Source organism: Streptomyces sp. SCPE 10 (assembly GCF_051980735.1).
Lineage (GTDB): Bacteria > Actinomycetota > Actinomycetes > Streptomycetales > Streptomycetaceae > Streptomyces > Streptomyces misionensis.
In genome coordinates this window covers 7,322,106-7,347,284 of the sequence record NZ_CP197069.1, presented here as the reverse complement: position 1 = coordinate 7,347,284, position 25,179 = coordinate 7,322,106, and the positions used below count along the sequence as shown (strand labels likewise).

At 71.9% G+C, this 25,179-nt stretch carries 23 protein-coding genes and 3 pseudogenes; 14 read left to right on the top strand and 12 right to left on the bottom strand.

Annotation, left to right across the window (positions count from 1 at the left end):
• Nucleotides 1-19 precede the first annotated feature (19 nt).
• From ACSP97_RS33315 to ACSP97_RS33305, 3 genes are all read right to left on the bottom strand, one after another.
• Nucleotides 20-787: an SDR family NAD(P)-dependent oxidoreductase gene (locus ACSP97_RS33315; protein WP_358274932.1), complete on the bottom strand. Its 768-nt coding sequence runs from the start codon at nt 785-787 to the stop codon at nt 20-22.
• 81 nt (nt 788-868) lie between these two features.
• Nucleotides 869-2,305, bottom strand: coding sequence for an MFS transporter (locus tag ACSP97_RS33310; RefSeq protein WP_440555731.1), 1,437 nt, complete (start codon nt 2,303-2,305; stop codon nt 869-871).
• 82 nt (nt 2,306-2,387) lie between these two features.
• A complete protein-coding gene (locus ACSP97_RS33305; RefSeq protein ID WP_355146981.1) occupies nt 2,388-2,675 on the bottom strand; it encodes an Atu4866 domain-containing protein in 288 nt (95 codons plus the stop codon).
• 161 nt (nt 2,676-2,836) lie between these two features.
• Between ACSP97_RS33305 and ACSP97_RS33300 the strand changes: the two genes are divergently transcribed.
• Both ACSP97_RS33300 and ACSP97_RS33295 read left to right on the top strand, forming a co-directional pair.
• Nucleotides 2,837-3,688, top strand: coding sequence for a helix-turn-helix transcriptional regulator (locus ACSP97_RS33300; protein WP_355529106.1), 852 nt, complete (start codon nt 2,837-2,839; stop codon nt 3,686-3,688).
• A 113-nt stretch (nt 3,689-3,801) separates the two neighbouring features.
• Nucleotides 3,802-4,956 carry a betaine/proline/choline family ABC transporter ATP-binding protein gene (locus ACSP97_RS33295; protein ID WP_355146977.1) on the top strand — a complete coding sequence of 385 codons (1,155 nt, stop codon included), beginning with the start codon at nt 3,802-3,804 and terminating at the stop codon, nt 4,954-4,956.
• 6 nt (nt 4,957-4,962) lie between these two features.
• On the opposite strand, the gene ACSP97_RS33290 is transcribed toward ACSP97_RS33295, so the two are convergent.
• The 5 genes from ACSP97_RS33290 to ACSP97_RS33270 form a co-directional block, all read right to left on the bottom strand.
• On the bottom strand, nt 4,963-5,940 hold the full coding sequence (locus tag ACSP97_RS33290; RefSeq protein ID WP_382077551.1) for an ABC transporter substrate-binding protein: 978 nt from the start codon (nt 5,938-5,940) through the stop codon (nt 4,963-4,965).
• Between the two features lie 20 nt (nt 5,941-5,960).
• On the bottom strand, nt 5,961-6,632 hold the full coding sequence (locus tag ACSP97_RS33285) for an ABC transporter permease (RefSeq protein WP_358274927.1): 672 nt from the start codon (nt 6,630-6,632) through the stop codon (nt 5,961-5,963).
• 25 nt (nt 6,633-6,657) lie between these two features.
• A complete protein-coding gene (locus ACSP97_RS33280) occupies nt 6,658-7,338 on the bottom strand; it encodes an ABC transporter permease (RefSeq protein ID WP_355330834.1) in 681 nt (226 codons plus the stop codon).
• Between the two features lie 138 nt (nt 7,339-7,476).
• Entirely contained in the window at nt 7,477-7,977 is a 501-nt protein-coding gene (locus ACSP97_RS33275) for a GNAT family N-acetyltransferase (RefSeq protein ID WP_355146971.1), read from the bottom strand.
• A gap of 77 nt (nt 7,978-8,054) precedes the next feature.
• Entirely contained in the window at nt 8,055-8,627 is a 573-nt protein-coding gene (locus tag ACSP97_RS33270) for a TetR/AcrR family transcriptional regulator (RefSeq protein ID WP_355146969.1), read from the bottom strand.
• A 135-nt stretch (nt 8,628-8,762) separates the two neighbouring features.
• Between ACSP97_RS33270 and ACSP97_RS33265 the strand changes: the two genes are divergently transcribed.
• The 8 genes from ACSP97_RS33265 to ACSP97_RS33230 all read left to right on the top strand — a co-directional run bounded on the left by ACSP97_RS33265 (nt 8,763) and on the right by ACSP97_RS33230 (nt 16,122).
• Complete coding sequence (locus ACSP97_RS33265) at nt 8,763-9,620, top strand: AAA family ATPase (RefSeq protein ID WP_355146967.1); 858 nt, start codon at nt 8,763-8,765, stop codon at nt 9,618-9,620.
• On the top strand, nt 9,617-10,969 hold the full coding sequence (locus ACSP97_RS33260) for a VWA domain-containing protein (RefSeq protein WP_388312989.1): 1,353 nt from the start codon (nt 9,617-9,619) through the stop codon (nt 10,967-10,969). Before ACSP97_RS33265 ends, ACSP97_RS33260 begins: the two co-directional genes overlap by 4 nt.
• A 102-nt stretch (nt 10,970-11,071) precedes the next feature.
• Nucleotides 11,072-12,040 (top strand): D-cysteine desulfhydrase family protein, encoded by a 969-nt coding sequence (locus ACSP97_RS33255; protein ID WP_355146963.1) that lies wholly within the window; start codon nt 11,072-11,074, stop codon nt 12,038-12,040.
• Nucleotides 12,041-12,185: 145 nt separating this feature from the next.
• Entirely contained in the window at nt 12,186-12,650 is a 465-nt protein-coding gene (locus tag ACSP97_RS33250) for a hypothetical protein (RefSeq protein ID WP_388295352.1), read from the top strand.
• Nucleotides 12,651-12,712: 62 nt separating this feature from the next.
• Nucleotides 12,713-13,381: an RNA polymerase sigma factor gene (locus ACSP97_RS33245; protein WP_355146959.1), complete on the top strand. Its 669-nt coding sequence runs from the start codon at nt 12,713-12,715 to the stop codon at nt 13,379-13,381.
• Nucleotides 13,378-13,764, top strand: coding sequence for a hypothetical protein (locus ACSP97_RS33240; protein WP_440555730.1), 387 nt, complete (start codon nt 13,378-13,380; stop codon nt 13,762-13,764). Before ACSP97_RS33245 ends, ACSP97_RS33240 begins: the two co-directional genes overlap by 4 nt.
• Before the next feature lie 90 nt (nt 13,765-13,854).
• Nucleotides 13,855-14,820 (top strand): pirin family protein, encoded by a 966-nt coding sequence (locus ACSP97_RS33235; RefSeq protein WP_355146955.1) that lies wholly within the window; start codon nt 13,855-13,857, stop codon nt 14,818-14,820.
• 606 nt (nt 14,821-15,426) lie between these two features.
• Nucleotides 15,427-16,122, top strand: coding sequence for a TNT domain-containing protein (locus ACSP97_RS33230; protein WP_355529082.1), 696 nt, complete (start codon nt 15,427-15,429; stop codon nt 16,120-16,122).
• Nucleotides 16,123-16,327: 205 nt separating this feature from the next.
• Here ACSP97_RS33230 and ACSP97_RS33225 read toward each other — a convergent pair whose 3' ends face one another.
• Nucleotides 16,328-17,863, bottom strand: a complete 1,536-nt coding sequence (locus ACSP97_RS33225) for an MFS transporter (protein WP_358682281.1) — start codon at nt 17,861-17,863, stop codon at nt 16,328-16,330.
• 531 nt (nt 17,864-18,394) lie between these two features.
• On the opposite strand from ACSP97_RS33225, the gene ACSP97_RS33220 reads away from it, so the two are divergent.
• On the top strand, nt 18,395-19,930 hold the full coding sequence (locus tag ACSP97_RS33220; protein ID WP_440555729.1) for a DUF1254 domain-containing protein: 1,536 nt from the start codon (nt 18,395-18,397) through the stop codon (nt 19,928-19,930).
• A gap of 289 nt (nt 19,931-20,219) precedes the next feature.
• Here the strand turns inward: ACSP97_RS33220 and ACSP97_RS33215 are convergent.
• Together ACSP97_RS33215 and ACSP97_RS33210 are read right to left on the bottom strand one after the other, a co-directional pair.
• Nucleotides 20,220-20,538: pseudogene (locus tag ACSP97_RS33215) on the bottom strand (helix-turn-helix domain-containing protein); the annotation flags it as partial.
• Between the two features lie 15 nt (nt 20,539-20,553).
• Nucleotides 20,554-22,272 carry a GAF domain-containing protein gene (locus ACSP97_RS33210; RefSeq protein ID WP_440555728.1) on the bottom strand — a complete coding sequence of 573 codons (1,719 nt, stop codon included), beginning with the start codon at nt 22,270-22,272 and terminating at the stop codon, nt 20,554-20,556.
• 249 nt (nt 22,273-22,521) lie between these two features.
• Here ACSP97_RS33210 and ACSP97_RS33205 point away from each other — a divergent pair.
• Nucleotides 22,522-22,965: pseudogene (locus tag ACSP97_RS33205) on the top strand (pyruvate, phosphate dikinase); the annotation flags it as partial.
• A 250-nt stretch (nt 22,966-23,215) separates the two neighbouring features.
• The gene (locus tag ACSP97_RS33200) at nt 23,216-23,659 is read left to right on the top strand and encodes a pyridoxamine 5'-phosphate oxidase family protein (protein WP_355529314.1); all 444 of its coding nucleotides are present in this window, start codon (nt 23,216-23,218) and stop codon (nt 23,657-23,659) included.
• Nucleotides 23,660-23,953: 294 nt separating this feature from the next.
• Here ACSP97_RS33200 and ACSP97_RS33195 read toward each other — a convergent pair whose 3' ends face one another.
• Nucleotides 23,954-24,859, bottom strand: a complete 906-nt coding sequence (locus ACSP97_RS33195; RefSeq protein ID WP_440555726.1) for a universal stress protein — start codon at nt 24,857-24,859, stop codon at nt 23,954-23,956.
• Between the two features lie 144 nt (nt 24,860-25,003).
• On the opposite strand from ACSP97_RS33195, the pseudogene ACSP97_RS33190 reads away from it, so the two are divergent.
• A pseudogene (locus ACSP97_RS33190) lies at nt 25,004-25,177 on the top strand (DNA-binding response regulator); the annotation flags it as partial.
• Nucleotides 25,178-25,179: the final 2 nt, after the last annotated feature.

Below are 25,179 nucleotides of genomic sequence, written 5' to 3'. Positions count from 1 at the left end.
CCGGCCTGCGGGCGGCGGATCAGGCCGCGGTGAAGCCGCCGTCCGCGGCGAGTACCGCGCCCGTGACGAAAGCGGACCGCGGTGAGACCAGGAAGCACAGGACCTCCGCGATCTCACGGGGCTGCGCCACCCTGCCCAGGGGCTGGGCGTCCGCGAAGGACGCGAGGTAGGCGCGGCTGTCGGGGCGGAAGGTGTCGAGGAGATCGGTTTCGACGACGCCCGCGGCGACGAGGTTCGCACGGATGCCGAGGGGCCCGCCTTCCAGTGCCAGCACCTTGGTGAGCTGGGCCAGCGCGCCCTTCGACGCGCTGTAGGCGACCCCTTCGGGCAGCCCGACGGTGGACGCGTAGGAACCGGTGCTGACGATGGCGCCGCCACCGCGCTCCGCCATGGACCGGAAGGCTTCGCGGGCGAAGAAGAAGGCGCCGCGGGCGTTGACGTCCATCACGCTGTCCCAGTCCTGCGCGGTGGTCTGGGTGACGGGTTTGTTCAGGGTGCGTCCGGCGTTGTTGACGAGGATGTCCAGCCCGCCGAAGGCGTCGACGGCGGCCTCTACCGCGCGGGCGGCGGTCACTTCCGCGGTGACATCGCCGGTCACCGTCACGACGCCGGGGAACTCCGTTGCCAGCGAGTCCAGTTCGGGTCGTATGTCGAGGGCGACGACATGTGCGCCGCGGGCGTGGAGGAGGGCCACGGTCTCCTTGCCGATGCCCCGCGCGGCGCCGGTGACGATGGCCGTCTTTCCGGTGAACTCGGCGGTTTCGGTGGACGGGGTCGTGGATGTCATGCGGGGTCCTCCCTGATGGGGTGGTGGTCGGGTGGTCGGGTGTGGTGACGGACGGCTTGTTGGCGAGGGGGGATTACGTCGTCAGTGGTCCAGGCCGGCGGACCGGTCCCGGAGGAGAAGGGTGCCGCCCAGGCCGGCGAGCACCACGGCGACGATGACGGCGGTGCCCGGGCCGTAGCCCGCCAGGGGGTCGCCCTGGTCCGTCCGCTGTCCGGCTTCGTCGACCGCGGTGACGAGGGCGAGGATGACGGCACCGCCGATCTGCATGAAGGTGTTGAGCAGGGCTCCCGCGAGCCCCTGGTCCCGGTCGGGCACCCCGGCCACCGCGCTCATGTTCAGGGCCGGAAATGTCGCCGCGGTGCCGATGCCGTTGACGACCATGACGGGCAGGACCACGGTGAGGAAGGAACTGTCCGGTCCGATCCGGAGGAACAAGGCGTAGGACAGCGCGAGCAGCAGCATCCCGGCGGCGATCGTCCTGTGCACGCCGAACCGGGCCGCGAGCCGTCCCGCGAACGGCGCCAGTGCGCCGTTGGCGAGGCCGAGCGGGACGAAGGCGCCGGCCGTCTGCAGCGGCGTCCAGTCCAGCACGTTCTGCAGGTAGAGCGTGGCGAGGAACGCGAAGGACGTGTAGGCGCCCCACATGGCGAAGATCGTCAGGTTGGTGCCGACGGTTGCGCGCCGGGCAAGGAAGGCCAGCGGGACCAAGGGCCTGCGCGCGCGGGACTCGACGCGCAGGAACAGGCCGAGCAGGCCGGCCGCGGCGGCGAAGAGGACAAGGGTGCGGGCCGACAGCCAGCCGTGCGAGGGAGCCTGGGTGAGGGCGTAGACCAGGAGCACCAGTGCTCCGGTGGCCGTCAGCGCACCCGGAACGTCGATCCTCTCGCGTGCGCTGTCACGGGGGTCCGCCGGCAGCAGGCGCGGTCCCGCGAGCAGTGCGGCCGCGGCGATGGGCACCGGGAGCGCGAAGACCAGCCGCCACGACACTTCGGTCAGCACGCCACCGAGCACGAGCCCTCCGATGAAGCCGCAGGCGCCGGCGGTCGCGTACCAGCCGAGAGCGCGTCCGCGCCGCGTGCCTTCCGGCCAGTTGGTGGTGATCAAGGAGAGGGCCGCCGGGGCCAGGAAGCCCGCCGCGACGCCCTTCGCCAGCCGTGCCGCGATCAGCAGGCCACCGGTCGGAGCGAGCGCTCCCAGTACGCTCACCACGCCGAAGACGGCGACGGCGGTCAGGAAGGCGCGTCGCCGGCCGAACAGATCGGCGACCCGGCCGCCCAGGAGCAGAAACCCTCCGTAGCCGAGGGCATAGGCGGATACGACCCATTGCAGAGACCCCGATGACATGCCGAGGTCACGCTGGATGGCCGGCAGGGCCACGCCGACGTCGGACAGGTCGATCGCGTCCATGAAATGAGCCGCGCACAGGACCAGCAGGGCCGTGGTGCCGGGTGACGGGGAAACTTCCGGGGCGGACCCGGTCCGGCCCGCGCCGATGGTGTGTTCGCCGGTCTGCTTCATCGCTCCGCCTTCTTCCGGGGATGGTTGTGCGGGACAGGGCCCGCACCGCGGGCGTGGGAGAGGACGACGCCGCCGCGCTCCCTCACGAGGCCCGCTCCGTCCGGTCCTCGCGGTAGAGCACGAGGTGTTCGTGATGGAGCACGCCGTCCCGGATGTCCCCGGTGGCGGTGAATCCGGTGTCGTCGACGTAGTCGAGGTGGCTGCCGCTGACCGTGTACCGGCCCGTGTACGCGCTGCGCCGGTCTCCCCGGGCCTCGTCGTAGCGCCCGTCCGGCCGCAGCTCCTGACGGATGTGACCGTCCGCGGTCACCCACATGCCGACCACGTCGGCGTTCTCCGGATCGCGGTCGCTCCGCGCATCGCCTGTCATCGAGATTCCCTTCCTCGGTGGGCCGCAGGTGTCATGCCCGACCGAGTCTGCGCAGGTCAGCAAGGGTGTGCCAGGGTGCTCTGTGCCTGGGTGCGGCACACCCGGGATGCGCGGGCGGCCACCACCCACAGATCCGAACGAGAGGCCCTAGCCTGGAGGCCATGGACGACAACCACCTCGGGGAGTTCCTGCGCGCACGCCGCGCCCGCCTGCGGCCACAGGACGTCAACATGGCGAGTCACGGTGTGCGCAGAGTCGCCGGACTGCGCCGTGAGGAGGTCGCCGTCCTGGCCGGCGTCAACGCCGACTACTACACCCGGCTGGAGCAGGGGCGCGAGCGCCACCCCTCGGCACAGGTGCTGGACGCGCTCAGCCGCGCGCTCCTGCTCGACACGGACGCCCGCGACCATCTGCACCGCCTGGCCGGAGTGTCACCGGACGGCCGACGCTCCCTCCACACCACCGAGCACGTCGGTCCCGCGCTGCGTCAGCTGATGGACGGCTACCCGCACACCCCGGCGTTCGTCATGAACCGCACCCTCGACATCCTGGCCGCGAACGCCCTGGCCGACGCCCTCTACGCCCCCTTCACCCCCGCGGACAACCTGGCCCGCATGACCTTCCTCGACCCGGCCGGACGGCAGTTCTACCGGGACTGGGACCGGGCCGCCCAAGCCGCCGTCGCCAACCTGCGCCAGGCGAGCGGCTTCGACCCCGAAAACCCGCGTCTGCGTCACCTCGTGGCCGACCTGACCGAGCACAGTGCGGAATTCCGGCGGTTGTGGGCGCAGCACACCGTGCGCGGCAAAACCCAGGACGCCAAGCAACTCCTCCACCCGGACGTCGGGCCTCTCTCCCTCACCTACCAGTCCTTCGACGTCCGCGACGCGCCGGGCCAGCAACTCGTGATCTACCACGCCGAGCCGGGCAGCCCCTCCGCCCAGGCCCTGACCCTCCTCGGCACCCTGCACGCCGGCGAGCAGCGGGCGCGGTCCGGCTCCGTCGGACAGTGAGTCCCGCGCACCGCGGCTGGTCGGCGAGTCCCCTACCGTGACATGCCGGCCCGAGGGCGGACGACGCGCGCCGTCGTCGCGCGATGCGGGGGCGGCGCCGTTAGCGTGAGGACATGATCCGGTTCGAGCACGTCACGAAACGGTATCCGGACGGTACGACGGCCGTGGACGACCTCTCCTTCGAGGTGGCCGAGGGCGAACTGGTGACGCTGGTCGGGCCCTCGGGCTGCGGCAAGACCACCACCATGATGATGGTGAACCGGCTCATCGAGCCGACCTCCGGGCGGATCCGGGTCGGCGGCGAGGACATCGCCGGGGTCGACCCGGTGCGGCTGCGCCGCCGTATCGGCTACGTCATCCAGCAGGTGGGCCTGTTCCCGCACCGCACCGTGCTGGACAACACCGCGAGCGTGCCCGTGCTGCTCGGCTGGAAACGGGCGAAGGCCCGGGCCCGCGCCGCCGAGCTGCTGGATCTGGTGGGCCTGGACCCGAAGACGTACGGGCCGCGCTATCCGGAGCAGCTGTCCGGCGGGCAGCGGCAGCGGGTCGGGGTGGCGCGGGCGCTGGCGGCGGATCCGCCGGTGCTGCTGATGGACGAGCCGTTCGGCGCGGTCGACCCGGTGGTGCGCGAGCAGCTGCAGGACGAGTTCCTGCGGATGCAGGCAGCCGTGCGCAAGACGGTACTGCTGGTCACGCACGACATCGAGGAGGCCGTCCGGCTGGGCGACCGCATCGCCGTGTACGGGCAGGGCCGGATCGAGCAGTTCGACACGCCGGGGGCGGTGCTGGGGTCGCCCGCGACACCGTATGTCGCCGGGTTCGTGGGCGCGGACCGGGGGCTGAAGCGGCTGTCGGTGACCGCGATCGAGCCGGACGACCTCCGGCAGCCACCCGTGGCCCGCCCGGACGAGCCCGCCGGGACGGCGCGGCAGCGGCTGCGGGAGCAGGGCGCACGCTGGGCGGTCGTCCTGGACGCGCACGGCGATCTGCACGGCTGGGTGGGTGCCGAGGACCTGGCGGCGGGCGGCACGGTCGGGGAGCTGGCCCATCGGATGACCGCCTGGGTGCCGGTGGGGGCGCCGCTGAAGCAGGCGTTCGGGGTGATGCTCCAGTACGACGCCGGGTGGGTCGCGGTGCTGGACGGGGCGCGTTTCCTCGGGGTGCTCACCCCGGCGAAGCTGCACGAGGCGCTGCGCCGCTCGGTGGACGCGGACGCGCGGGGCGTGGCGCGCGGGCAGGTGCCCTTCGACTCGGTGTCGGACGCCTGAGGCGGCCTACTTCAGCAGGCCCTTGTCCTTGAGGTAGGTGCGGGCCACGTCGGCGGGCAGCCGCCGCCAGCTGTCCACCTGTTCGTCCAGTCCGGCCAGGTCGCGCGTGGTGAGGACGGTGTTGAGCCGGCCGAGGGTCCGGGTGACCCCGGCGGCGCCCGCGCGGGCGCGGTTGACGACCGGGACCACGTAGTCGGCGTTCTGCAGCCGCCGGTCGTCGGTGAGCAGGACCAGGCCGAACCGGTCGAGGGTGGCGTCCGTGGTGGTGGTCAGCACCAGTTGGTCGTGGCCGTCCTGCACGGCCCGCTTGGCCTGGGTGGTGCCTACGCCCTTGGGGTCGACGCCGGTGACGTCGATGCCGTACACCTTGCGCAATCCCGGCGCGCAGTAGGGCCGTTGCACGCATTCGTCGCCTGCCGCGATGCGTACCGGCAGCCGTGCCGCGCCGAGGTCGCCGAGGGTCTTGAGGTGGTGCCGGCGGGCGTAGTCGGCGCGTACCGCGAACGCGTTCTGGGCGAGGGCCCGTCCCGGTGGGAGCACGGTGAGCCCGCGGGGCGTGGCGAGCGCGCGCAGGGCCCTCATCGTGACGGCGAGGTCGGGTGAGCCCACCGGTCGGGCGCGGGGGCCGTGGGTCTTCGCGTTCAGCCAGTCGGCGAAGGTGGCCGCGTACTCGGGCACGACGTCGATCCGGCCGGACTCCAGGGCCGGTTCGTACAGCTCCCGGTTGTTGACGGTGAGGATCGAGGTGCGGTAGCCGGCCTGGTTCAGCAGCTGAGCGTACATCTGGGCGAGCAGGTCGCTCTCGGTGAAGCCGGCCGAGCCGATGGTCAGGTGGTGGCTGTCGCCGGGCGGGGCGGTGACCTGGCCGCGGTTCTCCAGGGAGGGCCCGGTGGTGCAGGCGGTGAGGGCGAGCAGCAGGGCGGCCGGGAGGGCGCGGCGGGCGCCCGTCGCCCGCCGCCTTCTCGTCCGTCCGCCGCGGTCCACTCCCCCATGGTGCCGCGGGCTCATCGCCCGGCCCGCGACCACGCCGGCCCCAGCCGTTCGGCGATCTCGAAGAGGCCCTCCACGAGCAGCGCGAACACCGCGACGATCAGGGCGCCGGCGACCACCTGGGGGGTGCTGGCGAGGTTGAAGCCCGCCGTGATGATCCGGCCGAGCCCGCCGCCCCCCGCGAGCGCCGCGATGGTAGCGGTGGCGACGAGCTGTACGGCGGCGATCCGGATCCCGTTCAGGATCATGGGGAGGGAAAGGGGCAGTTCCACGTGAAACATCACTTGCCGGCCGGTCATCCCCATGCCCCGGGCCGCCTGGACGACTCCCCGGTCGACCTCGCGCATCCCGACGTAGGCGTTGGTGAGCAGCGGTGGCACGGCGAACAGCACCAGTGCCACCACGGTGGGCCCTTGGCCCCAGTCGCCGACCGGGGTGAGCAGCAGCAGGACCAGCACGGCGAAGGTGGGGACGGCCCGGCCGACGTTGGAGATGTTCACGGCGAGCGCCCCGCCCCGGCCGAGGTGGCCGAGGACCAGGGCGACGGGCAGGGCGATCAGACAGCTGAGGAGGAGGCAGACGCCGGTGAGGGCGAGGTGCTGGAGCAGCCGGTGCCACACCCCGTCGTCGCCGGACCAGTGCGCGGGGTCGGCGAGCCAGTTCCAGGTGGCGGTGAGCGTGCTCATGGGGGGCCTTCCGGCCGGGCGGCGGTCATGGGCGGGCCGCCCGGGTCCAGGGGGTGATCAGCCACTGCACGCCCAGCAGGAGCAGGTCGGCGGCGACGGCGATCAGCACGCACAGCACGGACGCGGTGAGCACCTGGGCCTTGAAGTAGGTGTTCATGCCGGCGTAGATGAGGTTCCCGAGGCCCCCGTAGCCGACGATCGCGCCGACCGTGACCAGGGAGACCGCCGAGACGGTGGCGATGCGCAGCCCGGCCATGGCGGCGGGCAGGGCGAGCGGGAGTTCCACGGTGAGCAGCAGCCGCAGCGGGCCGTAGCCGAGGCCGCGCGCCGCCTGCCGGGTCTCCTCCGGGACCGCGCGCAGGCCCGCGAGGAGATTGCGCACCAGCAGGGTGAGCGAGTACAGGACCAGTCCGGCGACGACGAGGGTGGCCGAGAGGCCGTACAGGGGCAGCAGCAGGGAGAACATCGCCAGGGAGGGGATGGTGTAGAGGACCGTGGTCAGGGCGAGGACGGGGGCCGCGGCCCAGCCCCAGCGGCGGGCGAGGACCGCGAGCGGCACCGCGATGGCGAGGCCGATCAGAATCGACAGCGAGGTCAGCTGGAGGTGCTGGACGACCGCGTCGAGCAGGATCCGGCGGCGGCTGCTCAGATAGGCGCCGCAGATCCACTCGTTGCGCGCGAGGCAGTCGTCCGGGGCGGCGGTCACGGCTCCATTGCACCGGGCGGGGGCGCCGGCCGGCGCGTGGTGGAGGGCCGTACGAGGGAGGGCCGCACGGGGGACGGCGGCGCGGGCGCCTCAGCCGGGCGCACGCCTCGCCCGGCCGGGCACCGGGAGGATCGCGGTCTACGGCCGGTGTTCCAGGTCGCACTGGTACCAGGTGCCCGGCTTCCCGCCGAGGTCGGCGGGGTCTGCCGGTCCGACCGGCACGAACCCGGCCTTGACCAGCACTTTCCGGGACGCGACGTTGGTGTGGGAGGCGGCCGCCCGCAGGGTGCGCAGCCCGTGCCGCTCCGCCGCCAGCCGGCACAGCTCCCGGACGGTGGCGGTCGCCACGCCGCGGCCGGCGACGTGCTGTGCGACCCGGTAGCCGAGGTCGGCGGTGCCGTCCTCGATGTCGTACAGGTTGAACCGGCCCAGCACGGAGCCGTCCTCGGCGACCAGCACGTAGAAGGCGCAGATGCCCGCCTCCTGCTCGGCCAGCAGGGCGCTGTGCCGGTCGGCGAACCGCTCGAAGTACTCGTCGCCCCGGTCCGAGACGGAGGCGGCGAAGTAGGCGCGGTTCGCCAGCTCGAAGGCCAGGACCGCCGGGGCGTGGTCGGCATGCAACCGCTTCAGTTCGGGCACGGCGCGACTCTACCCAGCGGGCGCGCCGAGGCCCTCCGGATTTCCGCCGGAGGCCGGGCCGAGCCGATGCGCGGTGGCTACCGCACCAGGCCGGCCGCGTCGCAGAGGGTGGCGGCGGTGGCCGTGGCGAGGCCGTCGGCCAGCCGCTCCACCCGGGCGCCGGCCCGCGCGCCGGCGCCGTCGAAGACCAGCATCAGCTGACGGGCGAGCAGTTCCGGGTCGCGGGCGCCGCCCCGCTCGGCCTCGGTCCGGAACGCGTGCGCCAGACGCTCCTTGGCCTCGCGGGCGACCTCGCTCGCCGGGTGGCCGGGGTCCTTCAGCTCGACCAGCGCGGCAAGGAAGGGGCAGCCCTGGAAGTCGGCGTCCAGGGAGTCCCGCTCCAACCGCTCGAAGACGTACAGGATGCGCTCGCGCGGCGGCGCCTGCGGGTCGGGGTGCGTGAGCCGGGCGTCGTAGCCGGGGACGCGGCGCTCCAGGCTCGCGGCCAGCATCTCGTCCTTGCTGCCGAAGAGCTGGTACATCGACCGTTTGGAGACCCCGGCCTCCCGGCACAGCGCCTCGACGCCGATGGAGACGCCGTCCCGGTAGCAGAGCCGGGCGGCCGCGTCGAGCAGCCGGTCACGCGGGGATGCCTTGTCGGTGGTGGCCATGGGACGAGGTTACCGCGCCGGAAACCGATCGGTATATCGAGCGGAAGGCGGATGACAGAGATGCTGAACAAGCGCTTAGATAGAACCGCTCCTGACAGAGTCCGAACGCTGCTCACCCGACCCGCGGAGGCCCCGTTGTTCACATCCGTCGACGATGTCTCCGCCCGTCTCGCCGAGACCGGCTACCTCGCCTCGCCCGCCGTCGCCACCACCGTGTTCCTCGCGGCCCGGCTGGGCAAGCCGCTGCTGGTGGAGGGGCCCGCCGGAGTGGGCAAGACCGAGCTGGCCAAGGCGGTCGCCCAGGTGGCCTCGGCCCGGCTGGTCCGGCTCCAGTGCTACGAGGGTGTCGACGAGTCCCGGGCGCTGTACGAGTGGAACCACGCCAAGCAGCTGCTGCGCATCAGCGCGGGCCGGGACGAGAGCTGGGACGAGACCCGCACCGACATCTTCAGCGAGGAGTTCCTGCTCCCCCGGCCGCTGCTGACCGCCATCCGCGGCGACGAGCCGACGGTGCTGCTGATCGACGAGACCGACAAGGCCGACGTCGAGATGGAGGGCCTGCTCCTGGAGGTGCTCAGCGACTTCCAGATCACGGTGCCGGAGCTGGGCACGGTCACCGCGACCCGGCGCCCCTTCGTCGTGCTCACCTCCAACGCGGGCCGGGAGCTGTCCGAGGCGCTGCGCCGCCGCTGTCTGTTCCTGCACATCGGCTTCCCCGAGCCGGAGCTGGAGCGGCGGATCGTCCGGCTGAAGGTGCCGGGCCTGTCCGAGGCGCTGACGGAGTCGCTGGTGCGGGTGGTCGGGGCGCTGCGCGCGATGGACCTGCGCAAGGCGCCGTCCGTCGCCGAGACCGTCGACTGGGCGCGCACCCTGCTGGCCCTGGGCGCGGACACCCTGGACGAGCAGGTCGTACGGGACAGCCTCGGGGTGATCCTCAAGCACCAGGACGACATCCAGAAGGCCGCCGCCAAGCTCGACCTGGACACGCTGTGACGGATGCCGCCGACCGGATCACCGCCCTGGTCGGGGCGCTGCGCGCGCACGGGCTGCGGATCGGCACCGGGGAGAGCGTGGACGCGGCCCGCGCGGCGCGGGAACTGGGCTTCGCGAACCGGGAGCTGCTGCGCGAGGGACTGGCCGCGACGCTGCTGCACGGCACGGCCCAGCGCGCGGTGTTCGACCCCGTCTTCGACCTCTACTTCCCGCGTGGCGTGGGCGCTCCGGGCGGCCGGCCGGCGAGCCGCGAGACCCTGCGCGACCGACTGGCCGAGGCCCTCGCGGCCGACGACCGGACGCTGCTGGCCCAATTGGCCCAGGAGGCGGTCGAAAGCCTCGGCGGATACGGGAGTTCACCCGAATCGGACGGCTGGTCCGCGTACCAGACCCTGGAACGGCTGCGCCCGCAGACGCTGCTGGCCCGGGTGCGGGCCGAGGTGCGGGCGGGCGAGGGCGCGGGGGCGGGCTTCACCGACCGGCTGCTGGACGACGAGATCCGGCGCCGTATCGAGGAGTTCCGGCGGCTGGTCGGGGCGGAGGCGCGGCGCCGGGTCGCCGAGCGGCGCGGGCGGGACGAGATCGCGCGCCGGGCGGTGCGCCCGACGGCCGACCGGGTGGACTTCCTGATCGCCGACCGCGACCAACTGGCCGAGCTGCGCAGGACGGTCCAGCCGCTGGCGCGCAAGCTGGCCACCCGGCTCACGGCGCGCCGCCGCCGGGCCGCGCGCGGCACCGTCGATCTGCGCCGCACCCTGCGCTCCTCGCTGTCCACCGGCGGCGTCCCGATGCGGCCGGTGCTGCGCCGGCGCCGCCCGGTCCGCCCCGAACTGGTGCTGCTCTGCGACGTGTCCGGCTCGGTGTCGGGCTTCTCGAACTTCACCATGCTGCTGGTGCAGGCGCTGCACGACCAGTTCGCCAAGGTCCGGGTGTTCGCCTTCGTCAACCGGCTGGACGAGGTGACCGGCCTGCTCGACCACGGCCGCGCCGACCCCGGGGGCCTCGGCGCCCGCATCCGTGCCGAGGCCACGCTCACCGGCTTCCACGACAGCAGCGACTACGGCACGGCGCTGGGCGAGTTCGCGGAGCGGTACGGCGCCGCGGTCGGCCCGCGCACCACGGTGTTCGTGCTCGGCGACGCCCGCACCAACATGAGCGACCCGAACCTGCCCGCGCTCGCCGGGATCGCCCGCAGGGCCCGGCGCGTCCACTGGCTCAATCCCGAGCCGGCCGGCCAGTGGGGCACCGGGGACTCGGCGGCGCCCGCGTACGCGGAGCTGGTGGCGATGCACGAGTGCCGTACCGCACGGCAGTTGGGGGAGCTGGTGGGGCGGCTGTTGCCGGTGTGAGGGGGCGGTGGGGGACAACCGCGGGTGACTGTGATCGACTGATCGCCGTACCGCTGTCTCCGTACGGGGGCCCGTGCCCTTCTCCCACGAGGATGTCCGCCCATGACGCACCCGCCCGTGCCGCTCGGCACCTTCCCCACTCCCGTCGAACCGGCGCCCCGGCTGGCCGCGGCGCTGGGGCTCGGCCCGGAGGACCTGTGGGTCAAGCGGGACGACCTGACCGGTCTCGGCGGGGGCGGCAACAAGATCCGCAAGCTGGAGTGGACGGTGGGCGCGGCGCTCGCCGAGGGCGCGGACACGCTGGTGACGACGGGCGCCGCGCAGAGCAACCACGCCCGGCTGACCGCGGCCGCGGGCGCCAGGGTCGGGCTGGACGTCGTCCTGGTGCTGCGCGGCGGTGCCGGTGCCTCCCGGTCCGGGAACCTGGCCCTGGACGGGCTGTTCGGGGCCAGGCTCGTCTGGGCGGGCGAGGTGGACCAGGCCGGTCTGGACGCGGCCGCGGCCGAGGTGTGCGACCGGCTGCGGGCGGACGGGGCCCGGCCGGCGCTGATCCCGTTCGGCGGGTCGGGGACGCTGGGCGCCCGCGGCTACGTCCGCTGCGGTGAGGAGCTGCGCGCGCAGGTGCCGGACGTGCGCACGGCGGTGGTCGCGCTGGGCTCGGGCGGCACCATGGCGGGACTGGTCGCCGCCCTCGGCACCGATGCGGTGCTCGGCGTGGACGTCGGCGCGCTGGCCGATCCGGCCGCCGCGGTGGCGGAGTTCGCGGCGCCGCTGACCGCACAGGAGGTCACGGCACGGAAGCTGCGGGTGCGCCGGGACCAGGTGGGCGCCGGTTACGCGGCGCTGACCGGCCCGGTGACGGAGGCGCTGCGACTGGCCGCCCGCACCGAAGGGATCGTCCTGGACCCGACCTACACGGGCCGGGCACTGGCCGGACTGCGCGCGGCGGTGCGCGACGGTTCCGTACGACCCGGTGAGAAGACGGTGTTCGTGCACACCGGTGGACTGCCCGGACTGTTCGGGCACGCGCAGGCGGTGGCCGCCGCGGAGGAGGGGGCGGGGGTGTACTGACGCGGCCGAGCGCGCTCCCGGCGGTGGCCGGGGGGCCACGGAAAATTCGTCGGCCGGCACCCGCAACCTCGACCGGGGTCGGACGTCTGTCGGGGTGGAGGCCTCCACTTCGACCAGTTGTCCGAGCCGAACCACGAAGGAACCCATGTCCGCACACCGTGTCCCCCGTCCGAGCCGCGCCCGCAAGCTGCGCACCGTCCTGGGGGTCTCCGCGCTGGGCGCGGCCCTCGCCGTCACCGGCACCGTCGCCGCGCAGGCGGCCCAGCCCGGCCACCACTCCGCCGGCCGGTCCGACGGCACGGCGAGCCCGACCCCGGCCCGAGCGGCGACCCCCTCGCCGGTGCCGTCCGTCCCCGGGCACGCCAACACCCCGGTCCCCGTGCCGTCGACCCCGGCCCACGGGAAGGCCCCCAGCCCCGTGCCGTCCGTGGCGTCCCCGGTGCCGGTGCCGTCCACGCCCGCCGGGACCCCGCGCCCGGTGCCCGCGACACCCGCACCGGTGCCGGCGACGCCCTCCCCGGTGCCCTCCACGCACGACGGGCGGGCCACGCCGAGGCCCGTTCCGCCCCACGGTCCGGTGACCCCGGCCCCGGTTCCGCCGCAGCACTGAGGTGAGGCGGGTGCGGGGAGCCGTCGTACGACCGGCTCCCCGCACCCGGCCCCAGGAGATCCATGACGACAGCGACACCGCCTGCGGCCCTGCCCTGGCAACGGGCCGGCACGGCGCACTCCCCCGCGTTCTGGCGCAGATGCGCCCGGATCCTCGTCCGCGCCCGGTTGGGCACCGGCACGGACCCGGCCGGCGCACCGGCCGCGCCGGGGCGCCCCCTCGACCCGGCCACCGCCCTCGAACCCCCGCCCGGCATCGAGGAGTTGTACCACCACCGCCGGCTGTCCCTGGTGCGCCTGGCGGTGCTGCTGGTGGACGATCTGCCCACGGCGGAGGACGTCGTGCAGGACGCCTTCACCGCACTGCTGCGCCGGCACGGCCACCGGCTCGCCGCCCTCGACGACCCGGAGGCGTATCTGCGCACCAGCGTCGTCAACACGGCCCGCTCGGTGCTGCGCCGGCGCAGGACCGTACGAGCCCATGTCCCGGCCCCGGAGGAGCACGCGCCCGCACCCGAGGAGGACGTCCTCCTGCACGAGGACCACCGGGAGGTGCTGGCGGCGCTGCGCACCCTGACCCGGCGGCAGCGCGAGGTCCTGGTGCTGCGCTACTGGTCGCATCTGACCGAGGCCGAGATCGCGGCCACGCTCGGTCTGTCACGGGGCACCGTCAAGTCCACGGCCAGCCGGGCCCTGGACGCACTCGGCCGCCGTCTGGAGGGCCTGCGATGAACGATCCCGCTGCGGCGGACACGCCGCGCCCCGTCGAGGAACGGCTGCGGGCCGCACTGGCCGCCCGCGCGAACGCGGTGGGCCCGGCCGATCTGCGGCCCCTGCGCCCGCCGAGCGCCGCGCCGCGCCGGCCCGCGCTGCCCCTGCCGCTGCCGTCGCTCCGGTCGCTGCCGTCGCGCGCGGCCGTGGCGGGTCTGCTGGCCCTGGCCGCCGTGGCCGCCTTCGTCCTCCTCACGCTGCACGATCCCCGGACCCGCCCGGCGGAACCGGCGCACTCCCCCCGGCCGGCGGTCACCACCCCCACGCCGGTACCGAGCGCTTCGGCCCGCAACCCCCGGGCGGTCCCCTCCCCGGCGTCGGAGCCCCCACGGCCGTCCGGGTGAGCCCGGCCCGGCGACGGCATCCGCGCCGTCGCCGAGGGAAACGTCCGCTTCGTCCACCGGTCGAGCGCCCGCACCGCTAAGTTGGGCGGCATGAGCAACCTTGACCGCGCGCCCGTGCCCACCGTCTGCGGGGGCCGTGGATTCGTCGTCGCCGAACCCGTCCGCGAACTGCTGAGCCCCCGGCACGTCACGCTGGGGGAATCCACCGAGGTGCGCCGGCTGCTGCCGAACCTGGGCCGCCGCATGATCGGCGCGTGGGCCTTCGTCGACCACTACGGCCCGGACGACATCGCCGACGAGCCCGGCATGCAGGTCCCGCCGCATCCGCACATCGGGTTGCAGACGGTCAGCTGGCTGCACGAGGGCGAGGTGCTGCACCGTGACTCCACGGGCAGCCTCCAGACGATCCGGCCCCGGCAGCTGGGCCTGATGACCGCGGGGCGCGCGATCAGTCACTCCGAGGAGAGTCCGCGACCGCACGCCCGCCTTCTGCACGGCGCCCAGTTGTGGGTGGCGCTGCCCGACGCGCACCGGCACACGGACCCGGGGTTCGAGTTCCACGCCGAGCTGCCCACGGTGACCGCGCCCGGCCTGACCGCCACGGTGCTCCTCGGCGGCCTGGACGGCTCCGTCTCCCCCGGCACCGCCTACACCCCCATCGTCGGCGCGGACCTCGCCCTCACCCGGGGCGCGGACGTCCGGCTGCCGCTGGAACCCGACTTCGAGTACGGCGTCCTGGCCATGTCCGGCGAGGTCCACGTGGACGGCGTGCCGGTCCTGCCGGGCTCGATGCTCTACCTCGGCTGCGGCCGCTCCGAACTCCCGCTGCGCGCCGAGTCGGACGCCGCGCTCATGCTCCTCGGCGGCGAGCCCTTCGCCGAGGAACTCGTCATGTGGTGGAACTTCGTCGCCCGCACCCAGGAGGAGATCGAGCAGGCCCGCGAGGACTGGACGAAGGGGGTTCGGTTCGGCGAGGTGAAGGGCTACGACGGGGCTCCGCTGCGCGCACCGCGGCTACCGGAAGTACCGCTGAAACCGCGCGGAAGGGTGCGTTGACCTGGGGAAACCCTGATTTGCAGTCCAAGGCGTTCGAGACCGTCTCTTCGCCTATCCTCCAACGACGGTCGCTGGTGGCGCGAACCCTTGAACACTGCCTCCGGGACGCCTCCGAGGCTGCCCGCGTTTCCAAGATCTGGTCATATGAGAGCAGCTTTGGCCAGTCGAATGCTGACCCAATGCTGACTTTGCTGACGAGTCATCAGCGCATGGCGAAGCGGTGTGATCGCTCCTTGGAGCGTGGCTGAGGGAGAGATCATCTGCATCGCGTTGTCGGCTGATGCTGCCCCCGGAGCCGATTAGCCTTCGGGGCCAGGAGCACCGCACCGGCCGTACGGCCACGTTTGTGGAACCTCACGGTCTTCTCCGACGGCAGGAAAGCGAAGCACGGCGAGACTCCTGTCGCGCCTGTGACCGACGACAGAGGTCCACCGTCGAGAACGTCCGCTCCCCGGCCTTGTCCCGCTTGCCGCAGTGCTGTCGGCTGCCCGTGCGTACTTGCGCCGCCATCCGAGTGACCACGCGTGACGGCTTCCGCAGGGTCTGGGGATGAGCGGGTGCACTGAACGGCGTCCGCAGAAGGGGCCACAGTCAAGGAGACATCGAATGCGCGTACCGCGCAGAATCGCAGGGAGCGCCGTTCTCTCGCTCCTGCTGGTGGGCATCTCGCCCGCCACCGCCCAGGCCGCGGCGGCCGAGACCCGAAACGGCGTCACCTGTCCGACCCAGCATCGGGACACCGCGACGAACAAGGCGCCGTCCCCCCAACTGGAGGCCTACCACGCCAATGACTGGCGTCTCGGCCCCAAAGTACTTCCCCGGACCGGCCCCATCGGGAGGATGTTGCGGGGCTACCGCCCGGAGGGCCCCACCTCGCGGTACTGGTTCCTCGGGTGCTACTGGCAGACGAATCCACAGAACGACCCGCAGGTCGGCGGCTGGTGGTTCCCGGACCACAACGGGTTCGTGCTCCGCAACGGCCGGCCCGTGGAACGGTCACTGACCCTGCGGAAGGGGCAGTTGATCGACCTCTTCGGCAGGGGGGACGCGGGCCACTTCCTCGCACCGAAGGGCACACCGTACGCCAAGCGCGCGATCCCTCCGAGCAACCTCGACGAGTACAACGCCTCCGACCCTCCGTTCAACTACCACCTCTACGAGGTCACCGAGGAATTCACGGTCGAGGCCGGCCCCATCAGGCCCTGGTTCAACCAGCCCGGGCTCGGCACCCAGTACTACACGAGCACCATCGTCGGGGACCTGAAGAGCCAGGGGAAGCTGAGGGAAATCACCGGCACGTGACGGCACGCCGGTCCGGTCGTGTGCACCGCGTGACGCGACCGGACCGGCTGGGTCCGCAGGGGTGTTCAACCGGTGAACGCGGGGGTGCCGTTCGGGACGTCGAGGCCGGACGGGCCGTCGTACCCGGCGGTGCCGGTGCACAGGTAGGAGCCGCCACAGCTGCGGCGCGGTCGGCGACGGGCGCGGCACCTGCGCTGGGCACGCCCTAAACGGTGGGCTCCTTTCGGCGAGGCATCAGCAAGAAGGCCAGCACCGCCACCATGACCGGCAGGATGCTGACGGTCAGCATGGTGAGCCGTAGACCGTCGGCGAAGTCCAGCCCGAGGTCCAGTCCCGAGGCCTGACGGAGCAGGTTGGCGTCGTACACGGTGCTGCCCGGAGTCTGCGCCAGTCCGCTGCGCACAGCATCCACGGCCCGTCCGGCCCGGGCCACCGACAGCCCGCGTGACTTCGCGTCCATGAGCCACTGCCGCCGGAAGAAGAGATTGAGAAGCAGAACGTACACGGTGGGCCCGAAAGCGGCACCGGTCATCCCGAAGGCCATTTGGACGGAGGCCACCGCGCCGGAGTGCCCGGGCGGCGCGTGGGAAAGGACCGTTTCGGACACCGATGCGGAAGTGACCACCGACCCCAGGTTGCACAACCATGTGGTCGGCACGAGGAGCCACAGCGCCATCGCGGGGCCGGCTGTACCCGCCAGCAGTAGTCCACTTGCCGCCATCACCACCAGGCCATTGATCATCACCGGGCGCGAACCGCACTTGCCGATGAGGCTTCCGGCCAGGATCACGGTACCGGCAATCAGGAGGGTACCGGGCAGGTACAGCAGACCGACGGACTCGGGCGAGAGCGATAGCACGACGCTGCTGAACTGCCCAAGGACGATGCCAAGCCCCGCAATCAGGAAATTCAGCGTGAGGGTCGCCGCCAGGGCCACCTTGAACGGTGCGCTGCGGAACAGTGTCAGGTCGACGGCGGGTTCCGGAGTGCGACGTGCATGAAGCACGAAGATCGCGGCGAGAACCGGGCTGATCACCAACGGCGCCCATGTCTCGGGCCGGAGAATGCCGTTCTGCGCCGCGGCGAGGCCGAGGACGAGCGCCAGAAGGGTCGCTCCGATCAGGGTGACACCCACCACGTCGAGGCGACGGCCCGGCTGGACGGGTGACTCCGGAACGTACCGGGACGTCAACCACAGCGACACCAAGCACAGCAACGGGGTCATCAGGAAGAGGAAGCGCCAGCCGACGACCGCCACCGCCCAGCCCGTGAACGCGGGGATCACACCGCACAGGATCACGTCGACGGCCATGAGGCCACCGATGGCGATCGGCCGCTTCTCTGGCGTCACGGACACCTTCAGCAGGGCCAGCGGCACTGCCAGCAGCGCGGTCATCCCCAGCCCTGCCAGAAAGCGCATCGCAAGCAGGAAGCCATAGCCGGGCGAGAAGACGGAGAGCAGGTCGGCGATCGTGACGATGACCAGTCCCAGCATCAGCAGCCGCTTGAGTCCGATGGAGTCCCCGAGCCTGCCCGCGGCGAGAACAGAGGTGGCCATCACCAGCGTCGCTGCCCCGCCGAGCAACCCCACGACTTGCGGTGGCACATGGAGGGCCCGGCTCACCTCCGGCAGATTCAGGCCGAAAACCAGCGGATCGGCGACGGTGACTGTGAAAGCGAGAGCGAGAGCGAGGATGATCCGCAGGGGCGTCGAGTTGGTAGCCGACTCAGCGGATGACACCGCAGAGGCTCCCGTGCTTCGTCGCATATCGGTTGACACTAACCCGGCCACTGCGCACCGCCGGGTTCCCCGGGCCGACACGCACCGAAAGACAGCAGCGAGCCCCCTCCCGATCAGGCCATTGTCACCAGCGACCAAGGCGGCACCCCGACATCCTCACAGTCGTACCCGGGGCCGCAGCCCGGTGGCGCTCGAGAAGGTGCTGGACGCTGGTCGCGCGGGAGATGGAGAGCATCCGCGGCGAGCGGTGCGGCCGACGGCGAATCGATCCCGCTCCTCGCCGCCCTCGAACGGGGACCAGGGGATCGTGGCGCCATGACCTACCGGACCCGGTTGCCGGGGTGAGGACGCGGTGATCTACTCGAAGAAGCAGGTACGTTGGAGCACTCGCCCGGTAACACATAGAGCATGGCGCAGAACGCCGCCCACTGGCGTGCACCGGGAGAGCCGGAACATGTCGTCGAAGGTCCTTCCTCAGTTCGCGTGGTGGCCACAAGCCGTGCTGTCCAGCCATGTGAGAGGAGTGCGGTGATGGCATCCTCAGGTACCGGCCACCGTCCCATGCAACGCTTGCGGCACGGTCTCGGCGAGGCGGCGACCGGCATCGGCCAGGCGGCGGCCGTCAGCGGAAAGGCCACCGCGGCTGCCGTACGTCACCCGGGGCAGACCATCGACCGTGCCAAGAAGATGACGCGGGCCGTGCCTGTGGCATGGCACTCGGTGAAGCCGACGCTGACCGGTCGGCCGGGCGACTGGCGCCGCGAGTATGCGTACACCCTGGGGGAACAGGCGTTCGTCTACGGCTTCCCCTACATCTACAACGCCGTGCTCCGCCACCGCTGGGTGACCCAGAAGCCCGAGACGGAAACGACGCCCTACGCGCCCGTCAACCACTTCTGGCATGCGAGCAGGCTCTGGGACGCCTCGGATCGGGAGGGCGTGTCCCCCAACAACGACACGCTGTACTCCTGGGCGTGGGTGGACCTGCGCGAGGAGCCCCTCGTTCTCTCGCACCCGGACATGGGCAACCGCTACTTCACCTTCGAACTGGTCGCCTTCACGTCTGACAACTACGACTACGTGGGCATGCGGGCGACCGGATCGAAGGCCGGTGACTTCGCCCTCATCGGCCCTGGGTGGACCGGCGACCTCCCGCAGGGGGTGCGCCGCACGGCGACCGCCCCCACCCCGTGGGTCCTGGTGGTCGGGCGGACCCTCGTCGAGGGCGAACACGACCTCGCGGCCGTCCACGCACTGCAGCAGCAGTACCGGTTGACGCCGCTCCACCTGTTCGGCAAGGAAAGCGCCACGCTCCCGGAACGCCGCGACGTACCGGTACCGGCCGACCTCGCCAAGGATCCGCTCGGGCCGTGGAAGACGCTCAACGCGGTGCTGGCCGAGAACCCTCCGCCGAAACACCACGATGTCCTGCTACGGCAGTTCGCGGAGATCGGCATCGGCCCGGGGCTGGACGTCGAGGCACAACCGGAGCCGGTGAAGGAAGGCCTGATCAGGGCCGCCACCGCCGCTGTACCCATGCTCGAACAGCAGCTGCTCAGCGGCCAGTGGGGCGAGTTGATCAACGGCTGGCGGTACCCTCCCCCGCAGATCGGGCACCTCGGGGACGACTTCCTCAGACGGGCCGCGGAGCAGTCCCTGGTGGGCGTCGCGATCAACGATCCCGAGGAAGCCGTCTACCTGGCGGCCTTCACCGACGGCGCCGGTGAAACCCTGGCCGCCGGCGACTACGAACTGCACTACGAGGCGGGGACGCTGCCGCCGGTCAGCGCCTTCTGGTCACTGACCGCCTATGACGAGGACCGGAACCTCATCCCGAATCCGATCGACCGGTACTCCATCGGAGACCGCACCCAGGGACTGGTCAGGGACGCCGACGGGGGCTTGACGCTCTACCTGCGGCCCGACTCACCAGGACCCGCTCGGGAGCCGAACTGGTTGCCGACACCGCGGCAGGGCGTCTGGTACGTGGCGCTGCGCATGTACCTCCCAAAGCCGGAGGTCATCGACGCACAGTGGCACTCCCCTCCGATCACCCGTGTCGGTTGATATCGCCGACCCAGCAGGTGCCGGCGGGCTTCGGCCAGGACCAGCGGGTGTAGGTCTCCTGAACGGCGTCTTCGGCCTCCGCCAGTGAGCCGAGGATCCGGACCGGGTCCTGGTGGCAGGCTCGGCCGGCGGAAGCCAACTGCCGGGCTACGCCGGCGCCGCCGCTCGGGCGATCCGGGTTGTGACGGCACCGAGCCGGACCGGCGAAACCGGCCCCTGCCTGCGAAACAGCAGAAAGGGGCTATTCGCCTTGCGGTGCGCCGGTCATCCAGTCCCAGCGGGTGACCGTGAGGGCGACAACGGCGAGGTTGACCAGGCCGTGTTCGGCGTGCGTCCGTATCCGCTCGGCGGGGTCGGGGTCCGGGTGAGTACGTCGGGGAGCAGGAAGCACCGTCAGCCATGAACGCTCGGCGATCAGCTCGCGCATGACGTGGGAGACATGGGTGTCCAACCGGTCCCACACCAGCACGATCGGCAGGTCGCCTCCTGCCACGCGGTCACGGCCTGTTCGTCGCGTTCGGCGACCCGCCGCGCGGGCACCTGCGGGCCGAAGCCGAGCCGGTCCATCAGCTCGTTGCACCCGAGACGCTGTGGGAGACGTGTAACTCGGGTGTCCGCTTTTCCTATGTGCCGGGCAGAGGCACCCTCCAGCGCAATGTGGCACCGCCCCCGTCGGGGCTGGACACGTCGAGGTGCCCGCCCAGCTGTTCTGCTCGCTCGGCCATGTTGCACAGTCCGCTGCGCCGGCCGCCGGGTGGTATGCCCACACCGTTGTCCGAGACGGTGAGGGAAACCTCGCGGCCGTCGGTCGTCAAGACGACCTGGGCCCGGTCGGCGTGGGCGTGGCGGACGACGTTGGTGAGGGCTTCGGAGAGGACTGCCACAATGTGGTCGGCGATCTCGTAGGGCACATCCGTGTCGACAAGGCCCTCCATACGCACACTGGGCACGAATCCCAGCACCGGGGTCTCCTCGCCGACCACTCGCACCACCCGGGCCCGCAGCCCCGCGTCGCCGGCACCCTCGCGGGCTCGCAGCCCGAAGATCGTCGCGCGGATGATCTTTATGGTCTCGTCCAGGTCGTCCACGGCCCGCAGCACCCGCTCTGCGGCCTCGGGATGCTCAATGAAGTGGCCCGCACCCTGCAGCGTCATGCCGGTCGCGAAGAGCCGCTGGATGGCGAGGTCGTGCAGATCCCGGGCGATCCGGTCGCGGTCCTGGAGCACCGCGATCTGTTCGGCCTCCTTGCGGCGCTCGGCAAGTTCCATCGCGATTGCGGCCTGCGCGGCGAAGCCCCGCAGCATGTCGGTCTCCTTGTCCGAGAACACCGGCGCGCCGGCCTCGCGGGCCACCAGCACCACGCCGCGCACGCCGCCTTCCCCGGTGCCGATAGGGACAGCCACGGCGGGGCCCAGCCCGTGGAAGCGCGGAGGTTCCGGGGAGATCCGCTCGTCCTGTTGGACGTCGTCGCAGGCGACCGGCGCGGCTGCGGAGAGGGCAAGGCCCATGAGAGTCCCGGATCGGGGCAGCACCAGCCCCCGGTGTGCCTCCGAGTCCAAGCCCACGGCAATCTCCACGGTGAGGGACTTGGTGCCCTCCATGGGCAGTGCCACTGCCGCCAGGGCCGCCCCCATGATCTCGCGTGCCCGTTCTGCGATCACTTTCAGGGCCTCGGCGCGTGCGCTGCCGGACATCAGGCCGTGGGTGATCTCGGCGTTCGCCAGCAGCCAGCGCTCACGCAGCCGGGAGTCCTCGTACAGGCGGGCGTTGTCGATCGCCACGCCGGCCGCCACGGCCAGCGTGGACAGCACCGCCTCGTCCTCCTCGTCGAACTGCAACCCGCCGCGTTTCTCGGTCAGGTACAGGTTGCCGAAGACCTGGCCACGGACCCTGATGGGAACGCCCAGGAAGCTGTTCATCGGCGGGTGGTGGGCCGGGAAGCCGTACGAGGCCGGGTGTTGGGAGATCTTCTCCAGTCGGAGCGGCTCCGGGTGCCGGATCACCTCGCCGAGGATGCCGTGGCCCTCCGGGAAGGGACCGATCTCGGCGATTTGCCCCACGGTCATACCCACGGTGTGGAAGGCCGACAGGGACCTGCCGTCGGCGCCGATCACGCCGAGGGCGGCGTATTCGGCGTCGACCAGCACGGCGGCCGCCTCCACGATGTGGTGCAGCGCCTGTTCGAGGTCCAATTCGCGGCCGACGGAAAGCACGGCCTCCAGCAGGCTGTGTATCCGGTCCCGGGTGCCGCGGGCCGCGTCGATCCGGGCCTGCAGCTCCTTCAGCAGCTCATCCAATTTCAGCTGCGGCAGTCGTACACGGGGCTCTTCTGCGCTTGTCACACCGCTCCTCCGGTCCCCTCGTACACGAGTCGGGACTGACGCGGTCACTGCTCATATTAGCCATCGCCTGTCAAATAGTGCAGCGCGGCCAGGCCAATGACAGGAAGCCGTCTTGCGTCCTCGGACGGGCCACGTTGCCGGTTCTCAGGGCCGGTCGGCCCACGCCGCGGGACGGAGGGCACCTGCCCCGGCGCGCCGCTCCCTTCCAGGCTGGGAGGTACGGAGCGTTCAGAGCTGAGGAGTGGCGTCATGGTCCGCTATGTGTACGACTTCCAGGGCAGTGGCCGTGACCTGAGCGGCCGGCTCGGCGGCAGGGGCGCGAACCTGGCGGAGATGGCCCGGGTGGGGCTACCGATACCGCTGGGGCTCATCGTCGCCACCGAAGCCTGCCGCACATTCCTGGCCGCCGGTGAGGAACCGGAGGGCATGCCGGCGGAGGTGTCCCGTCACCTTGCGGCGCTGGAGGCGGGTGCCGGGCGGCTGCCTGGGCAGGGGGACGATTCTCTGTTGTTGTCCGTCCGCTCCGGGGCGCGCTTCTCGGTGCCCGGCATGCTGGAGACGGTTCTCGACATCGGTCTCAACGACGACTCCGTGCTCGGCCTGGCCAAGCCGGCCGGCAGCGAGCGCTTCGCCTGGGACTCCCACCGCCAGGTCGTCCAGATGTACGGAAGCACGGTGATGGGAGACGACGCCGACACGCGCGACGTGGAGTTGCTCGCCGCGGTGAACCGGATGCACGAGGAGAACCCGATGCTCGCTCGACCGGGAGGGTGCGGGCCGACTGGTCCGGGTCGCCGTCAACGAGGGTCGCGCTGCCCGACCGGACGTCGGCACCGGCGTCCGCGACGAGCACGGCGGCGACCCGGGGTCCCTCCACTTCTTCCACGAGGTCGGCCTGGACAGGCCTGACAGCGGAGGGAGGCACGTCGTGGCAGCCAGTGGGATGCGAGAGCATCGGCGCATCAATCTCGACCATGCCGAGGCGCTGCGGTTGCTGGGCAGCGTGTCGCTGGGAAGGATCATCTTCACCCGGCAGGCCCTGCCCACCGTCCGCCCGGTCAGCCACGTCATGGACGACGGGGACATCGTCATTCGCACCCCCGAGGGTGCCGCGCTGACGTCTCACGCACAGCAGGCCGACAGCACGGGCGTCGTCGTCGCGTACGAGGCCGATGCCATCGACCCGGACACCCACCTCGGTTGGAGCGTCGTCGTCACGGGGTACGCCCAGCTGGTGACCGACCCGGTTGAACTGGAGCGTATCCATGGGCTGATGCCGCCTTGGGTGCCGGTTGAACCCATGGACCAGGCGGTGCGCATCCGCCCCGAGCTGGTCACCGGTGTCCTTTTCACCGAGACGGGCGGCACGGCGAAGACAGCCGGCTGACGTGCGCCGACGTACACGGGCCACCGGCTCGTGGCAGGGCGGCTTCGCTACGACAACGAGGTGTGACGGACTCCGCTCCTTCCACGCTTGCAACGGCTGCGGGGCTCCTGCGCTCGGAGCCCATAGGGACCGTAGGGCCGTTCCGTACGCGATCCAGCCCTTCGCCGGGCCCCTCGGCCCCCTCGCCATCGCGGCTCCGGTCTTCGGCGCGAGCGCTCACGCACGAGCACGGCTCGATCGGCGTTGCATGTCCCGATGGGACGAGGAGTGGGACCTCGTCCTCGGGGTGGCGGCTCAGCTGTGCGCGACGACAGCGACAGGGGCGGCGACGTGGTGCAGGGCGGAGTGCGTGACATGGCCGATGTGGGCGCCGAACGCGCCGGTGCGGATGCGCCGGCCGACGACGACCAGGGAGGCATCACGGGAGTCGTTCACGAGGACCTGCGCGGCGCTGCCGCATCGGCTCGCCTCGATCACCTCGACGTTCGGGAACTTCTGCCGCCAGGGACGCAGCACCTTGCTCAGGAGGGAGGACTGTCCGCGTTCGAGCGTGTCGCAGAGTTCGGCGTCGCCGGGGAAGCGGTGAAAGGACGTGGGCGGTTCGGACCAGGCGTGGACGGCCCGTAGAACAGCTTCCCGACGAGCGGCTGCGTCGAAGGCGAACTCCAGCAGCGTGTCGTCCGGACGATCGATGTCGAGGCCGAGCACGACGGGCCGGAAAGGCGCCGCGGCGGACGGCACGCCTGCCGGATCCATCCTGTGCTCGTCGGCGGCCTGCTCCTCCGCGCGCACCAGCACCACCGGACGCTCGGCGCGGGCCACGACACCCAGACTCACCGAGCCGACCATGAACCCCTCCATCCCACCGAGCGCCCGGGAACCCAGCACCAGCAGTTCGGCGAAGCCCGCCGCCTCGCACAGGACGTCGGCCACGGTCCCCGTGAGCTGCTCGGTGATCACCTCAATGCGCGGGTGGCGCAGCCGGATCCCCTCCGCGGATTCCTGTATGAACTGCTGAGCCCAGTGCTGGTACCCGTCCAGGTCCAGCAACGGGGTGCGGGCCACGTACTTGGGCGTCGGCTCCTGGACATGCACGATCTTCAGGGGCAGGCCACGCAGCAGCGCTTCGCGAGCCGCCCACTCCGCTGCGGCCCGTCCTTCGGGCGAGTCGTCGAGGCCGACGGTGACGGTGCGGGACATGGTGTCCACCTCCCGGTGCGAGGGTTCCAGCGTGACGCCTCGGCGCCGGCCTCATCAGGGGCCACACGGCCCGTTCGGGGTCCGACCGACCCTCTGCAATGCGGTGGCCGGACGGGCCCTCCACAGGCCGGGCGGTCCCCGGCAGCTTCGGGGCAGTCAATGCTCGCCCCGGCGACGACCGCCCGCCTCGTGCGCTTCCTGCGAGCGGATCCCACTGCGGTACGGTCGCTCCACCCTGAACTGGCCGGCCTCTCAGCCCGAGAACGCGACATTCCCCCGCTGACCGGCGACGGTCCGACCAACCGCAAGATCGGCAAGGA

What these genes read in the sequence shown, in the direction of transcription:
- ACSP97_RS33315 (WP_358274932.1), bottom strand. Translation starts at nt 787, where the DNA reads ATGACATCCACGACCCCGTCCACCGAAACCGCCGAGTTCACCGGAAAG.
- ACSP97_RS33310 (WP_440555731.1), bottom strand. Translation starts at nt 2,305, where the DNA reads ATGAAGCAGACCGGCGAACACACCATCGGCGCGGGCCGGACCGGGTCC.
- ACSP97_RS33305 (WP_355146981.1), bottom strand. Translation starts at nt 2,675, where the DNA reads ATGACAGGCGATGCGCGGAGCGACCGCGATCCGGAGAACGCCGACGTG.
- ACSP97_RS33300 (WP_355529106.1), top strand. Translation starts at nt 2,837, where the DNA reads ATGGACGACAACCACCTCGGGGAGTTCCTGCGCGCACGCCGCGCCCGC.
- ACSP97_RS33295 (WP_355146977.1), top strand. Translation starts at nt 3,802, where the DNA reads ATGATCCGGTTCGAGCACGTCACGAAACGGTATCCGGACGGTACGACG.
- ACSP97_RS33285 (WP_358274927.1), bottom strand. Translation starts at nt 6,632, where the DNA reads ATGAGCACGCTCACCGCCACCTGGAACTGGCTCGCCGACCCCGCGCAC.
- ACSP97_RS33270 (WP_355146969.1), bottom strand. Translation starts at nt 8,627, where the DNA reads ATGGCCACCACCGACAAGGCATCCCCGCGTGACCGGCTGCTCGACGCG.
- ACSP97_RS33255 (WP_355146963.1), top strand. Translation starts at nt 11,072, where the DNA reads ATGACGCACCCGCCCGTGCCGCTCGGCACCTTCCCCACTCCCGTCGAA.
- ACSP97_RS33250 (WP_388295352.1), top strand. Translation starts at nt 12,186, where the DNA reads ATGTCCGCACACCGTGTCCCCCGTCCGAGCCGCGCCCGCAAGCTGCGC.
- ACSP97_RS33245 (WP_355146959.1), top strand. Translation starts at nt 12,713, where the DNA reads ATGACGACAGCGACACCGCCTGCGGCCCTGCCCTGGCAACGGGCCGGC.
- ACSP97_RS33240 (WP_440555730.1), top strand. Translation starts at nt 13,378, where the DNA reads ATGAACGATCCCGCTGCGGCGGACACGCCGCGCCCCGTCGAGGAACGG.
- ACSP97_RS33235 (WP_355146955.1), top strand. Translation starts at nt 13,855, where the DNA reads ATGAGCAACCTTGACCGCGCGCCCGTGCCCACCGTCTGCGGGGGCCGT.
- ACSP97_RS33230 (WP_355529082.1), top strand. Translation starts at nt 15,427, where the DNA reads ATGCGCGTACCGCGCAGAATCGCAGGGAGCGCCGTTCTCTCGCTCCTG.
- ACSP97_RS33220 (WP_440555729.1), top strand. Translation starts at nt 18,395, where the DNA reads ATGGCATCCTCAGGTACCGGCCACCGTCCCATGCAACGCTTGCGGCAC.
- ACSP97_RS33200 (WP_355529314.1), top strand. Translation starts at nt 23,216, where the DNA reads ATGCGAGAGCATCGGCGCATCAATCTCGACCATGCCGAGGCGCTGCGG.
- ACSP97_RS33195 (WP_440555726.1), bottom strand. Translation starts at nt 24,859, where the DNA reads ATGTCCCGCACCGTCACCGTCGGCCTCGACGACTCGCCCGAAGGACGG.